The 13,657-nt window shown below is 63.5% G+C and carries 11 protein-coding genes and 1 riboswitch; of the genes, 3 read left to right on the top strand and 8 right to left on the bottom strand.

All coding sequences use genetic code 11. The annotated features are described in order from the left end of the window. Positions 1 to 8: 8 nt before the first annotated feature. From ACTHJ1_RS02235 to ACTHJ1_RS02225, 3 genes are all read right to left on the bottom strand, one after another. Positions 9 to 2,333, bottom strand: coding sequence for a TonB-dependent receptor (locus tag ACTHJ1_RS02235; RefSeq protein ID WP_440187111.1), 2,325 nt, complete (start codon positions 2,331 to 2,333; stop codon positions 9 to 11). A 220-nt stretch (positions 2,334 to 2,553) separates the two neighbouring features. Further along, the gene (locus tag ACTHJ1_RS02230; protein WP_440187022.1) at positions 2,554 to 3,825 is read right to left on the bottom strand and encodes a lytic murein transglycosylase; all 1,272 of its coding nucleotides are present in this window, start codon (positions 3,823 to 3,825) and stop codon (positions 2,554 to 2,556) included. Between the two features lie 108 nt (positions 3,826 to 3,933). Beyond that, positions 3,934 to 4,725, bottom strand: coding sequence for a ferritin-like domain-containing protein (locus ACTHJ1_RS02225; protein ID WP_440187019.1), 792 nt, complete (start codon positions 4,723 to 4,725; stop codon positions 3,934 to 3,936). A gap of 108 nt (positions 4,726 to 4,833) precedes the next feature. Between ACTHJ1_RS02225 and ACTHJ1_RS02220 the strand changes: the two genes are divergently transcribed. From ACTHJ1_RS02220 to ACTHJ1_RS02210, 3 genes are all read left to right on the top strand, one after another. Then, complete coding sequence (locus tag ACTHJ1_RS02220; protein WP_440187016.1) at positions 4,834 to 5,964, top strand: GNAT family N-acetyltransferase; 1,131 nt, start codon at positions 4,834 to 4,836, stop codon at positions 5,962 to 5,964. A 208-nt stretch (positions 5,965 to 6,172) separates the two neighbouring features. Continuing rightward, positions 6,173 to 6,565, top strand: coding sequence for a hypothetical protein (locus tag ACTHJ1_RS02215; protein ID WP_440187013.1), 393 nt, complete (start codon positions 6,173 to 6,175; stop codon positions 6,563 to 6,565). A 133-nt stretch (positions 6,566 to 6,698) separates the two neighbouring features. Continuing rightward, positions 6,699 to 6,789: riboswitch (glycine riboswitch) on the top strand. Between the two features lie 84 nt (positions 6,790 to 6,873). Beyond that, entirely contained in the window at positions 6,874 to 8,199 is a 1,326-nt protein-coding gene (locus ACTHJ1_RS02210) for a D-amino acid dehydrogenase (protein ID WP_440187010.1), read from the top strand. Between the two features lie 83 nt (positions 8,200 to 8,282). Here ACTHJ1_RS02210 and ACTHJ1_RS02205 read toward each other — a convergent pair whose 3' ends face one another. The 5 genes from ACTHJ1_RS02205 to ACTHJ1_RS02185 all read right to left on the bottom strand — a co-directional run bounded on the left by ACTHJ1_RS02205 (position 8,283) and on the right by ACTHJ1_RS02185 (position 13,432). Then, on the bottom strand, positions 8,283 to 8,852 hold the full coding sequence (locus ACTHJ1_RS02205) for an acetate uptake transporter (protein WP_440187007.1): 570 nt from the start codon (positions 8,850 to 8,852) through the stop codon (positions 8,283 to 8,285). Between the two features lie 177 nt (positions 8,853 to 9,029). Beyond that, complete coding sequence (locus ACTHJ1_RS02200) at positions 9,030 to 9,785, bottom strand: SDR family NAD(P)-dependent oxidoreductase (RefSeq protein WP_440187004.1); 756 nt, start codon at positions 9,783 to 9,785, stop codon at positions 9,030 to 9,032. Between the two features lie 37 nt (positions 9,786 to 9,822). Further along, entirely contained in the window at positions 9,823 to 11,466 is a 1,644-nt protein-coding gene (locus ACTHJ1_RS02195) for an acyl-CoA synthetase (RefSeq protein WP_440187001.1), read from the bottom strand. After that, entirely contained in the window at positions 11,463 to 12,635 is a 1,173-nt protein-coding gene (locus ACTHJ1_RS02190) for an acetyl-CoA acetyltransferase (protein ID WP_440186998.1), read from the bottom strand. The genes ACTHJ1_RS02195 and ACTHJ1_RS02190 overlap by 4 nt, the downstream gene beginning before the upstream one ends. Continuing rightward, a complete protein-coding gene (locus tag ACTHJ1_RS02185; protein ID WP_440186995.1) occupies positions 12,632 to 13,432 on the bottom strand; it encodes an IclR family transcriptional regulator in 801 nt (266 codons plus the stop codon). The genes ACTHJ1_RS02190 and ACTHJ1_RS02185 overlap by 4 nt, the downstream gene beginning before the upstream one ends. Positions 13,433 to 13,657: the final 225 nt, after the last annotated feature.

The raw sequence follows: 13,657 nt of genomic DNA, 5'->3' as shown, positions 1-13,657 counted from the left end.
CCGCGACCTCACAGAGATAGATTCATCGTCAGCACTGCCGAACGCCCCGGCGCCCAGGTCGCGTAGATCGGATACGCGGCCTGGTAGTACTGCTTGTCGAAAATATTGTTGATGTTCAGCTGAAGATCCATGTTCTTGGTCGCGTGCCATGTCACCGCGGCGTCGAACTTGGCATAGCCGGGAGTCCAGTTGCGCTTGCTGGACGACACCGAAGCATAGACCAGGCTCGACATCGTCATGCCCGCTCCCACATTGACCCGGGGCAACACGTCGTAGCTCGTCCAGAGGGTGAAGCTGTGCTTGGGCACCATCGTCATCGGTGTGCCCGCGAGCGTGGCGCCGGACGCCGAAGGTCCGCCGCTGACGGTGACCGCGTCGAGGTAGGAATAGCCGCCGAACACCTTCCATTTTTTGGTCAGATTGCCGGCGAAACCGAACTCGACGCCGCGCACACGCTGCGAGCCCGCGTTGGTATAGCCGCCCAGACCGTCGCTCACGATCGCATTGGTGCGGTCGGTCTGGAACAGAGCCGTCGTCAGCGAGAGCCGCCGATCGAGCACGTCCCATTTCGCGCCGACCTCGATATTGCGCGAGCGCTCGGGAGCAAGATTTTGCGTGGACGCCGTCAATTGATTGTTGCTGCCGCTCTGGCTGGCTCCGCCCAGGCCCGAGTTGGCGCCCGGCGGATTCGACGAGGTGCCGTAGGACGCATAAAGACTAAGTTCAGGAATCGGCTTGAACACCGGACCGAATTGATAGCTGAACAGGGTCGAATCGTTGTTCAGATTGGCCGCCGGGATCGACGCATTTGCGGGCGAGGACACATAGGCTGCCTGCTGCGCGTTCACCCGATAGTTGTCCAGACGCACGCCCGCGTTAAAGAGCCATTGTTCGGAAATCTTCATGCTGTCGAACAAATAGGCCGAAGCGATATTCGTCGTGGTGTACGTCGTGGGGCCGGGGAAGTTCATGTCGCCGTCGAGCAATACGCTGCCCGTCCACGGATTGTTCGGATTCCAGCTCCCAACCGGCGTGCAGTTGTAGGCGACCGCGCACGAGGCAAAGCCGCTCGAGCCGATCGACCGCATGTTGGCGCCCGTCGAATCGCTCACCAGATAGCCCGAGTAGACGTCCCGCTCGTTGCTGAACTCCAGCCCCGTCGTCATGGTGTGGCGCATGCCGGCCAGATCGAACTTTCCGGTCAATTCGGTCTGATTCGCCAGGCTGTTGGTTGCATACTTTCCGCTCTTGGCCTGCAGGGCCAGCATGCCGGCATAGGGCCCGGTACCGATGAGCTGCGGATTAGTGGCAATGTAGTCGAGCGTCGAGCGGCCGTACAAGGTCGTGTTCCTGACCTTCCAGCCATCGTTGAAGCGGTGTTCGACTTTCATTTCGCCCGTATCGGTCTGGCCGCGGCGATAGTCGCGTCCGTTCAGGCCGTAGAACTGGCTGCGGCCGGTGGCGATCGGCGTGCCGCCGTTCGGGCCGAACGGCACGCTGAAATCCGGCATGTCGCTATTGCTCATGTGGTAGTAGCTGAACGTGACCGTGGTCGGCCTGTTCAGGCCGAACGCGAGCGAGGGCGCCACCCCCCAGCGCTTGCTGTAGATATCGGTGCGGCCCGCCTGATCGGCGTCATGCCCCATCAGGTTCAGGCGAAACGCGCTGGACTCGCCCAGCGTCTGGTTCCAATCCATGGTCGAGCGGCGATAGTTGTTCGTGCCCAGCCCCACGCTGCTGTTGAAGAAGTTCTCGGCCTGCGGCGTCTTGGTCGCGATGTCGATGCTGCCGCCCACCGCGCCGCGGCCCGCATAGACCGAATCCGGGCCCTTGATGACGCTCACGCTCTCGATGTCGAACGTCTCGCGGTTCTGCACGCCCGAGTCGCGCATACCGTCAACGAAGATCGAATTGCGCGATTCGAAGCCGCGGATCACCGGGCGATCCGCCGACGGGTTCGCCGCCGCATCGCCGCCCATGAAGGTGACGCCGGGCACGGTGCGCAGCGCGTCTTCGAACGTGGAGACGTTTTTTTCCTTGATCACTTCCTGAGGCACTACGGTGATCGAGCGCGGCGTGTCGATGAGCGGCGCCGTGAACTTGTACGACGGCAGCGCCCGGGTCTGCACATCGGAAAGCGCCGCCGCGTTCACCTGCACGACAGGCAGGGTGGCCGCGGCATCGGCGCTTGCATCGGTCTGTTGCGGCTCCGATGTGGCTTGAGAGGTCGCGGTAATGCCCTGCGCCGCTGCGAGCGGGGCGACAAGTCCGGCATGGGAGAGCGCGACGAGCGTGGCGATCGCGGTTTTTTTGAACGGCAAGGAAGAGTTCATCATGAGTAGGGTGTCGGTCGTGCTGCCTTTGATCCCCGGCAGATTTATTGAATAGAAATAAAAACCATTATCATTTGAAATACAGCCGAACTATACCGTAATAATTTCGGTACAGGTAAGGGACAGACAAAATCGCGCCGCGCCTCGTATGAGGCGGGCGCTGGTTATGGTTTTTTGATTGGATCGCCCGCGCGGCGACGGCGGGCGGCCGGGGGAGGCGTCAGTTCGCCGACTGCCCGGTCTGAGGCGCCGGCTTCGTGATCGGCATGGCGCGCAAGGCCTGCAGGGTCTTGAGGCCGGCACGGCCGTCGGCCGGCAGGCCCAGCTGCTGTTGCACAGTCTGCAGCGCCTGGTGCGTGCGGGTGCCGATGATGCCGTCGGGTTGGCCGATATCGTAGCCCTGCCCGATCAGCAAGGCCTGGAGTTCTCGGCGCTGGATGCGCGACAGGCCCGGGTCGTCCGTTGGCCAGGACGTGACGAAGGGTCCACCGCCCTTCAGGCGATCGGACAAGTGCGCGATGGCCAGGGCATAGTTCTCGGACGCGTTATAGGAGTAGATCGCATCGAAGTTGCGCGTGACCAGAAATGCCGGGCCTTGAGGGCCCGCAGGCAGCAACAGGCCGGCCATGAAGTTATCCCGCGGCATGGGTTTGCCGTCGGCCCGCTTGACGCCGCGCGCTTTCCAGGACGACAAGGGTTGTTTGTCGCGACGGCCCGCACCGGAGGTATCCATGCCTACCGGCAGAATGACTTCGAAGCCCCAGGGCAGACCGGTCTGCCAGCCCGCTTTCTTGAGATAGTTGGCTGTCGAGGCCAGCGCGTCGGGCACGCTGTCGATCAGATCGGGGCGGCCGTTGCCGCTGAAATCGACCGCCAGACGCAAATAAGTCGAGGGCATGAACTGCGTCTGACCGAAGGCGCCCGCCCAGGAACCGAGCAGTTTTTCGGGCGCGATGCCATCGTCCTGCACGATTTTGAGCGCGGCGATGAACTCGTCGCGAAAGTACCCTTGCCGGCGACCGTAGCACGATAGCGTAGACAGCGAGGTCAGCAGCGGCCTGCCGCCCTGGATGCGGCCATAGTTGCTCTCGATGCCCCACACTGCGGCCACGACGGCCGCATCCACGCCGAATTGCGCCTGCACCTTGTCGAGCTGATCACGCCATCGAGTCATCGCTGCCATGCCATCGTTTACCCGCTCCTGGTCGACCAGACCCGCCATGTAATCCCAGACGGCTTGCTTGAATTCGGGCTGCGCATCCAGCAGCGGCAGCACCGTCATGTCGGGAGAGAGCTGCGCGATCTGGGCGTCGTAGGTGGAAGCCGATACGCCGCGCTTGATGGCCTCGGGTTTGAGAGAGGCCAGGCAGCTGCGGAAGATGCCGGGATCTTGGTTTTGCTCGGAGCCGGTCTCCTGGGCGCGGGCCGTGACGGAGAACAGGCTCGCGGCAAGCGCCAGCGATAGTAGAGAGGTATGGGCTTTTAGCATCATCAGGTCGATTCTAGCGCTCGAAAGACAAGTATTTGGTGTGGGATGGGCAGTTCGCGGAATCCTCCACTGGGGGACTTCCGCTGCCCGCTCTCAGCCGGAACATTCGAGCTAAAGCGCTTGCAATTCCTCTTCGCTGAAGCCCGCAGCGCGGCGGGCTTCGAGGTTGAAGGGGCCGCGCAATTTGGGGGCGCCGTAGCGTTGCGCGAGTATGGCGTAAGTCGCGACAGGGTCCAGGCCGCGCCGTTCGCAGGCGTGCTTGTACCAATGATTGCCTATGGCCACGTGGCCTATCTCGTCTTTCAAGATGATATCGAGTATGGCAGCCGCCTTCATGTCGCCTGCCCCGGCGAGCTTGCGCCGTATCGGCGGGGAAGCATCCAGGCCGCGGGCCTCCAGCGTGCGCGGCACCAGGGCCAGGCGGGCGAGCAGGTCGCCGCGCGTCTTTTCGGCCATCTCCCACAGGCCGTTGTGCGCGGGAAAGTCGCCGTAAGCATGGCCCAGCGTGGCCAGATGCCGGTTGAGCAGATCGAAGTGACTGGCTTCTTCGCACGCCACGCGCAACCAGTCGCGATAATAAGTTTCAGGTTGATCGGCAAAGCGCCAGATAGCGTCGAGCGCCAGATTGATGGCGTTGAATTCGATGTGCGCCAAGGCATGCAGCATGGCGGCGCGCCCTTCGGGCGTATGCACCGGACGCGGAGACAACTGATCGGGCAGCACCAGTTCGGGGCGCGCCGGACGACCGGGCAGGCCCGCCGGTTCCGTCAACTGCGCGCACGGATCAATGGATGCGGCCTCATCGATGGCGGCGACCGCCGCCAGTTTGTCGGGCCAGTCTTGAATCTGCAAGGCTTGCAGCGCCTGTTCGCGCAGGGTCGAGCCGGGTGCGGAAGAACTCATAAAAGTCGAAGGGAAGCCGATATCTGCAATGTAGCATCCGCTTATTGATAGCCGAGCCTCCTTCGCGGATCGGCGAGACGGACGTAGCGTCTCCTTTATCATTGCCGCATGTCGTCATCGGATTCTCTACACCTCGAAACTACGCTGCGGGCTTTCGAACGCTCGCAATGGAATGCCCTGGCCGGCGATCAGCCTTTCGTGCGGCACGAGTTTCTATCCGCCCTGCACGAGACGGGCTGCGCCGCGCCGGATACAGGCTGGACGCCCTACTTTCTGGCCCTGCGGCGTAACGGCGTGCTGGCCGGCGCGGTACCGCTCTATCTCAAGACCCATTCGCGCGGCGAATACGTATTCGATTACGCCTGGGCCGACGCCTACGCGCGCCACGGACTGCGCTACTACCCCAAGCTGCTGTCGGCAGTGCCCTTCACGCCCGTGACCGGCGCGCGGCTGCTCGCCCCCAGCCACGAAGATCGAATCGTGCTGGCGCAAGGCCTGATCGAATTGGCGCAACAGCTCAAGCTTTCGTCGCTGCACCTGCTCTTTCCGCGCGATGAAGATCTGGCCGCTTTGCGCGAGGCCGGCTATCTAGTTCGCGAAGGCGTGCAGTTTCACTGGCGCAACGCGAACTATGCCGGCATGGATGACTTTCTTGCCGCGTTCAATCACGACAAGCGCAAGAAGATCAGACAGGACCGCAAGAAGGTGGCACAAGCCGGGATCCGCTACCGCTGGCTGCGCGGCAGCGATATCGACGCGGACGCGCTGGATTTTTTCTACGAATGCTATTGCCGCACCTACTACGAACATGGCAATCCGCCTTATCTGAACGCCGAGTTCTTCCGGCAGCTGCACGAACACATGCCCGATGCCATCGTGCTCATCCTCGCCATGCGCGGCGATGAGCCCGTGGCCGTGGCGCTGAATCTGCAAGGCGGCGACGTACTCTATGTCCGCTATTGGGGCAGCACGACATTCGTCCCAGGTCTGCACTTCGAAACCTGCTATTTGCAGTCCATCGAGTACTGCATCGCGAACAAGCTGTCGCGCTTCGAAGGCGGCGCGCAAGGCGAACACAAGATCGCGCGCGGCCTTTTGCCCGCGCCGACCTGGTCGGCGCACTGGATCGCCGACCCGCGCTTCTCCGATGCGATAGAAGACTTCCTGGCGCAAGAGACCGCAGCCATGCAGGACTACCTGAGCGAACTGGAAATGCACGCGCCGTTCAAACCCGCTTGACCGCCTCTGGCTATTGGCGCTCGCGGGTGCCGCGGCACCATCCGGCACCAATAAGCCTGCAAATTCCGCGATTTTCAGTGAAAACCCCCGTTCTTTCAATGCGTTCCCAGCGTGTATATTTCTGCCCGAAATTTACGCAATAGATTTAAGAAACAAGGGAAAAATGGAGTCGTTAGCGCCGTCAGATTATTTTGTCCTGTATGTAATCGTGTCCCTGTTTCTGGCAGCGTTGATCGTGGCGGGCTTGATCGTCATCGCCCTGAAAAACGAAAACAATGAGGTGATAAAACCCGATAGCACCCTCAAGCCGCCCGCCAATATCGAATCACCGGCGGATCGATATCAGGAAAAACGCGCCGCCATCACTGCGTTGCGGGCGGACATCGATCTGGCTCTCTACACCCTCGAATTGGGGGGCAAGATTTCCGTGCAGCAATGTCAGGTCACGGCCCAGCAGGTGTATCAAGGCTGGCAAAAAAAGCATTCGGGCCTGTTTCCCTCAGCGAATGGCAAGATCACCGTCCTGGGCAAGAAGGCGGGGTTGTGGAGCTATAAACTCCCCAGCGATCTGGAAGGTATCGTCGCCAAGCTCGCGGCGTAATTTCCTGCCTGCGGCGTCGATGGACGACCCGTTCGACGCCTGCACCGAAAGCGCGGCCTGTTTGCCGGTCTGCGGGTTTTTCGCAGAATGCCTTGCCGCCTCGATCGTGCGTTGCTAAGCTACGCGCGTTCTTGCACGCTGCATGGAAGAGACTGCCCGTTCAGGGCAGCGCCGACGGAGCAACCACCCCGGAAACTCTCAGGCAAAAGGACCTTGCGGCGGGAACATCTGGAGAGCGGCGCGCCCGGCAGGGCGGCGCCCACCGAAGGGGAGTCCGCGCGACAGACGTGGACGAAACTCTCAGGTACATGAACAGATGGGGTAGCGATGCCGGCGCAATTAGCCGGCGGCCTCAACCCACTCTGGATCATGTCATGTCACACATCGCCGTCATCGGCGCCGGCATTACCGGCGTCACCACTGCTTACGCCCTTGCCCGTCGCGGACATCGGGTCACCGTCATCGAACGCCATCGCTATGCGGCGATGGAAACGTCTTACGCCAATGGCGGACAGCTGTCGGCCAGCAACGCGGAAGTCTGGAATAGCCGCGCGACCGTATTCAAGGGTCTGCGCTGGATGTTCACGCGTTCCGCGCCGCTGCTGTTGAATCCTCGCCCGAGCTGGCACAAATACAGCTGGATCGGCGAATTCCTGCGCCAGATTCCGAACTACCGCCGCAACACGGTCGATACGGTTCGCATGGCCATTGCCGCGCGCGAGCATCTATTCTCGATCGCCCAGCGCGAAGGCATCGATTTCGACCACGAACAGCGCGGCATTCTGCACTTTTATGCGACGCGGCGGGAATTCGACGCCGCAGTGAAGGTCAATGCGCTGCTGCGCGAAGGCGGACTCGAGCGACGGCCGGTGACGCCCGCCGAAATCCGCGCCATCGAGCCGGCGTTGCAGGGGCGGCTCTACGGCGGGTTCTTCACCGAATCGGACTCGACCGGCGACATCCACAAGTTCACGCGCGGCCTGGCGCAAGCCTGCGAACGCCTGGGCGTCGAATTGCGCTACGACACGGCGGTCGAGTCCATTCTGCCGGCGGGCGACGAGAGAATCGCCATCGCGACGAGGCGCGACGGGCTTGCTGACACCTCGACGTTCGATCGCTTGGTCGTCTGCGCCGGCGTCGGCAGCCGGGCGCTCGCCGCGCAGATCGGCGAACGCGTAAACGTGTATCCGGTAAAGGGCTATTCGATCACCGTGCATCTGGACGATGCGCAGAGCCGCGCTGCAGCGCCCTGGACGAGCCTGCTCGACGACAAGGCGAAGATCGTCACGAGCCGGCTCGGCGCGGAGCGATTCCGCATCGCCGGCACCGCCGAGCTCAATGGCGAAAACCGCGACATCCGCGCCGACCGCATCGAGCCGCTCGTGCGCTGGGTGCGCGAGCACTTCCCTGCGGTGTCCACGTCGCGCGTGGTGCCCTGGGCGGGCTTGCGGCCGATGCTGCCGGGCATGATGCCCAAGGTCGGCCGCGGCAAGCGGCGGCATGTCTTCTACAACACGGGACACGGGCACCTGGGCTGGACGCTTTCGGCGGCAACCGCGCAGGCCGTCGCCGATCTCGTGTCCGAAGATCTATCGTCCCGCGCGCCGCACGCTGCGGCGGCCGCCTACGGCTGACAAGACGACGACGCCGCGCCCGGCGGTAAAACCGGCGCGGCGTCGTCCGGATCAAACGCGCGGGCAAGCCGCGCCGGGCTGCCTCAGGTTTTGGCGCCGATCGGCAGCACGGTGCGGCCGTACGCCTCGTTGACCACATCGGCGGCAGACAAATAGAACGCCAGAGCGGCCGTGACCAGCCCCATGTAGCCGCCCAGATGCCCCGCGGCCGGCATGCCCAGGCCGTCGCCGGCGGCGAGCAGGAAGAACGTGATCCACAGCGCCAGGAAGATCAGCTGCAGCACGCGCGGCGAGCGGAAGGTCGCAAGCCACATATAGAACGTGAAGATGCCCCACAGAAGCAGATACCAGCCGACGAACGTTCCCGGAACCTTGCCGTGGAAGAACACGACGAACAAGGCGAACGACCACCAGAACGCACCGTAGCTCATGAACGCGGTGAAGCCGAAGGTATTGCCGCGAGGCACCTCCATCACGCCGGCGATCATCTGCGCGGTTCCGCCGAAGGCGAACGCGCAAGCCAGCACCAGGCCCAGCGAATCGCCGGTGAAAATGCCGGCGTTGATCATGCTGAGCAGCCAGGTGGTCAGCCCGAAGCCGGCCAAGCCCAGCGGTGCAGGGTTGGGAAATTTAAACGAGGATGCATTGCTCATGTGGGTGTCTCCGTAATTTGTGTTTTAGGTACCACGTGGCTGAAATCCGTCCGCGATACAGACGCGACTCACCGCGAGCCACGTTACCCAAATTGGCTTACAACCCACTCAAAACGGGCTTACAAATTCGTGAATGACTCACGAACAAATTCGGCACGCCGAGGCAGCCGCGCTTCTTCAGTTTCTGAGTATGCCGCCGGCCGTAAAGCCGCCGTCGACGCAAATCAGCTGCCCGGTCACGTAGCTGGAGCGCCTCTCGTCCAGCAGCCAATCTATGGTGCCGCTCAGTTCCTGCGGCTCGGCATAGCGCCGCTGCGGCAGCATGCGCGTCCACACCTCGCGCGAGGCTGCGCTATGCATTTTGGCCACCAGCGGCGTGTTCACCGGACCCGGCGCCACGACATTGACGCGGATGCCGAACTCGGCCAGTTCCACCGCCATCACGCGCGTCATGGTGATGACGCCGCCCTTGGAGGCGCCGTAGGCCGTGCGATCTACATTGCCGCGTATGCCCGACACCGAAGCGATATTGACGATAGAACCCTGCCCGCGCTCGCGCATGCGCAGCGCCGCCTGCTTGGCCACGTTGAACGTGCCGATAAGGTTGACTTCGAGCATGCGGCGCATGAGCGCGGCGTCGGTGTCAAAAAAGGAGACTTCCTTGCCGATGCCAGCCGAGCTCACCAGACCGGCCAGCGGCCCGAAATCGTCGTTGGCCGCCAGCGCATCGCTTATCTGCTTCTCGTCGCATACGTCCATTCGCACACAGCGCACGCGATCGCACGCAAGCGCTTCGGCCGCCGCATCGAGTGCCTCCTGCGAGATGTCGGCCGCCAGCACCTTCCAGCCTTCCTGCAACAGCCCGCGCGTGACGGACAGCCCGATGCCCGACGCGCCGCCCGTCACCAGCACGGTTTCCTGCCTGGTCTGCATTGCCCTCTCCCTATCTCGACCAACGCGTGCGATGCCGTTACGGGGCCGCCTGCAACGGCAGGCAACCGCGCTCGGCCAATGCGTCGCGCACCAGCTTCTTGGTGATCTTGCCGTAACCCGACCGCGGCAGGGCGTCCCAGAAAAAAACGCGGCGCGGCAGCTTGTAGCGGGCCAGCTTGTCTTCCAGCCAGGCTTGCAGCTCGGCCTCTTCAAGATTCTGCCCCGCACGCAGCACGCAGACCATCACGCCCACTTCGCCCCAGACGGGATCGGGCACACCCAGCACGGCGACCTCGGCGACGGCCGGATGCGTCAGGGTTTTTTCCTCGATTTCGCGCGGATAGATGTTGGACCCGCCGGAGATGTACATGTCCGACTCGCGCCCGGTGATGTAGACGTAGCCTTCATCGTCCATATGCCCCAGATCGCCGGTGCGAAACCAGCCGTTGCGGAAAGACTTGGCGTTGGCCTGCGGATTGTTGTAGTAGCCCGCGAACACGGCCGGGCCGCATACGCAAATCTCGCCGGTGGCGCCGGGCGCGACCTCGCGGCCTTCTCCGTCCTGGATCTGCACCTGCATGCCCGTGCGCTCGTAGCCGCACGTGCCGACGCGCGCCCCGGGGCCGTCCTCGGCCTGATGCAGCCGCGGCGGGAACACGGTGATGTTGCCGGTGACCTCGCCCAGGCCGAAATACTGCACCAGAACTTTGCCCAGCTTGCTCAAAGCGCGCTTCTGGTCTTCGCGGTACATGGGCGCGCCGGCGTAGATCACGTAGCGCAGGCTGGAATGATCCCAGGCATCGACCGACGGGTGCTCGACCAGCATCTTGACGATAGTGGGCACGGTGAACATATTGCTCACCTTCCAGTGCTGCACCAGACGCCAGATGTCGTCCGGATCGAAGCGGTTGCCCTCGGGAAGAATGCTGACCGCCGCGCGCGCCACCTGCGTAATGAGGTGTATGCCGGCACCGTGAGAAAGCGGCGCCACCACCAGGCTCGCGTCGTCCTCGGTCGTGCCGGGCATCAGGTCGCACAGGTGATTGGTCATCACGAAGGCCATTTGCCCGTGCGTGAGGACCGCCGCCTTGGGCCGGCCGGTGGTGCCCGACGTGAAAAAGAACCAGCAAGGATCGTCGCGTTGCACGTCGGCCGCAGGCAGGGGCTGGCCAAGGTGCGTGTCGATCAATTCGTTGACCTCGGCCGAGCCGAATTCACCCTGACCGATGCGCGCCAGCAAGCGCAAGTCGGGCACGGCCTGCATCAGGGCCCGGGCATGTTCGGCGAACTCGCCCTGGCAAAAGAACGCCGCGGCCCCGGAAGCCTCGGCCAGATAGGCGGCCTCGTCCGGCGCGATGCGAAAATTGGTCGGCACCCACACCGCGCCCAGGCGAAACACGGCGAACATGATGATGATCAGCTCGGCGTTGTTGCGCGAGTGCATGAGCACGCGATCGCCCTTGCCGATGCCATGCTGCGACAAGGCGCGCGCCAGCGCTGCCGCGCGGTCTTCGAGTTCGCGCCAGCTCACGACCGTATCGCCGCACGCCAGGCCGGGCCGGTCGGGATGGCGGCGCGCCGCCTGCGTAAGAAAATTCGCCAGGTTCATGACGCGCAGAGAGACCGGCGCCATGCCTCCCAGCGACGTCTGCGGCTGACCTGCCGTCGCCACCTCGCTCATTTGCGGCGCTCCAGGATGCTGACGTAGTTGGTCACGGCCGCGCCGCCCATGTTGAACACGCCCGCGAGCCTGGCGCCGGGGATCTGCATGGCGCCGGCTTCGTTCATGAGCTGCATGCAGGCGAGCACATGCATGGACACGCCCGTGGCGCCGATGGGATGCCCCTTGGCCTTGAGGCCGCCCGAGGCGTTGATCGGCAGTCTGCCGGTCTTCTCTGCAATGCCCTCGCGCACCACCTTATAGCCCTCGCCCGGCGCGGCCAGGCCCATGGCTTCGTATTCAAGCAGCTCCGCAATGGTGAAGCAATCGTGCGTCTCGACCAGACTCAGATCGTCAAGGCCGATCCCGGCCTCGTCCAGGGCCTGCCGCCAGGCGCGCCGCGCGCCTTCGAGCGCGGTGGGATCGCGCCGCGACAGCGGCATGAGGTCGTTGGCATGACTGCGCGCGCGAAAGCCCACTGCGCGCGCCAGATCGCGCGCGGTTTCCTCGTCGGCGACCACCAGGGCCGCGGCGCCGTCGGACACCAGCGAACAATCGGTGCGGCGCAAGGGCGCGGCCACATAAGGATTCTTGTCGGACACTTCGTTGCAAAAATCGAAGCCCAGATCTTTGCGGATCTGCGCGTAAGGGTTGTCCACGCCGTTCTTGTGATTCTTGGCGGCGATGCGCGCCAGTTCTTCGCTGCGGTCGCCGTAGCGCGCGAAATACGACTTGGCGATCTCGGCGAACACGCCGGCAAAGCCGCCCGTGACGTTCGCTTCTTCCTTGCGGTAGCTGGCGCTGAGCAGGATGTCGCCGACGACCGGGTTGGGCTGCGAACTCATTTTCTCGGCGCCCACCACCAGCGCGATGCGGCCGCGGCCGGCTTCGATGAAATCGATCGCGGCATGGATGGCCGCCGAGCCGGTGGCGCAAGCGTTTTCCAGCCGAGTAGCCGGCGTATAGGCCAGCGCCGGTTCGGCAAGCGCGACCAGCGCACCCTGGAAATCCTGCTTGTCGAAACCGTTGTTGTAAACGCCGACGTAAATGCCGTCGACGTCTTCGCGCGCCACGCCGGCATGATCCAGCGCTGCGCCGGACACGCGGGCCATCAGGCTCTCTGTGTCGGGTTCGATGAGCTTGCCGAAGGGAATGTGGGACCAACCCACGATGACTGCCCGCTTGGTCATGCTGCTCTCCTGGTCATTGTCTTGGAATCGATGGTTTGCAGGCGCTGCGCTTCGCGCCATAAAAGATGCGCCAACTGCGGCTGGCGATCGTCGCCGAGACGGCTTTCCACCGCGGCGATGCTCAGCGCGCCCAGCACGCGGCCGCCGCCGTCGAGCAAGGGCACGCCCAGTCCCCACGAGCCCGCGACGACACGGCCGCGATTGACCGCATAGCCGCGCTCGCGCGCCTGCGCCACCTGCTCGCGCAGGAAGTCGGGCGAATACTGCGGGTAGCGTTGCGCCAGCAAAGGCGCGTTGGCCTGCAGACACTCTTCGACCCCGTCGTCGGACAGCGCCGCGAGCATGGCAAGGCTGCCCGCCCCCACGCCCAGAGGATGTCTGTCGCCGGGCATGAGCACGTGTGTCTTGAGGGGATAGTCGCCGTCTTCGCGCAGCATGCAGACGGCGAACACGTCGCTGCGCAGCGAGAAAAAGGCCGAGTCGCCGCACTGGCGCGCCAGGCGGGCGACGGAATCGGCCGCAGCGCGGTGCATGCCGTGACGTTCGCCGGCCAGATTGCCCAGCACCCGGCACTCGGGCCCAAGAAAATATTTGCGCGTATCCGGGTCCTGCTCGACCATGCCTTCGGCCATGAGCGCAGTCAGCAGCCTGTGCACCGTGGGTTTGCTCATGTCGGCCTCGCGCGTGAGCGCCAGCAGGCCCGCGCCCTCGTCGCGCATGCGCGCCACGGCGCGCAGCACGCTCAGGGCGCGCGAAATGGCCTGCGCTCCTGCTACCCGGCCTGCCCCATTCGACATGCGATCTTCCCCAATCCCGCCACGGCGAGAGTTTTCAGATGGTCCACTTTGTAGACCCTATATTAATCTTTTGTTTTGAATAATACTTCGGAAAAATAAATATCCCCTGATATAACAGGGTAAACGATAGGATTTTGGCAGCCCATAAAATGCATATGCAGGTCTATCATATAGACCATCCTGCGATACGCATCGCATGGCTATCATGCAGTTCATTCAAAACAG

The organism is Bordetella sp. (assembly GCF_051960075.1).
GTDB lineage: Bacteria > Pseudomonadota > Gammaproteobacteria > Burkholderiales > Burkholderiaceae_B > Bordetella.
The sequence above is the reverse complement of the archived record's forward strand: the minus strand, read 5'-3'. Positions and strand labels throughout refer to the sequence as shown.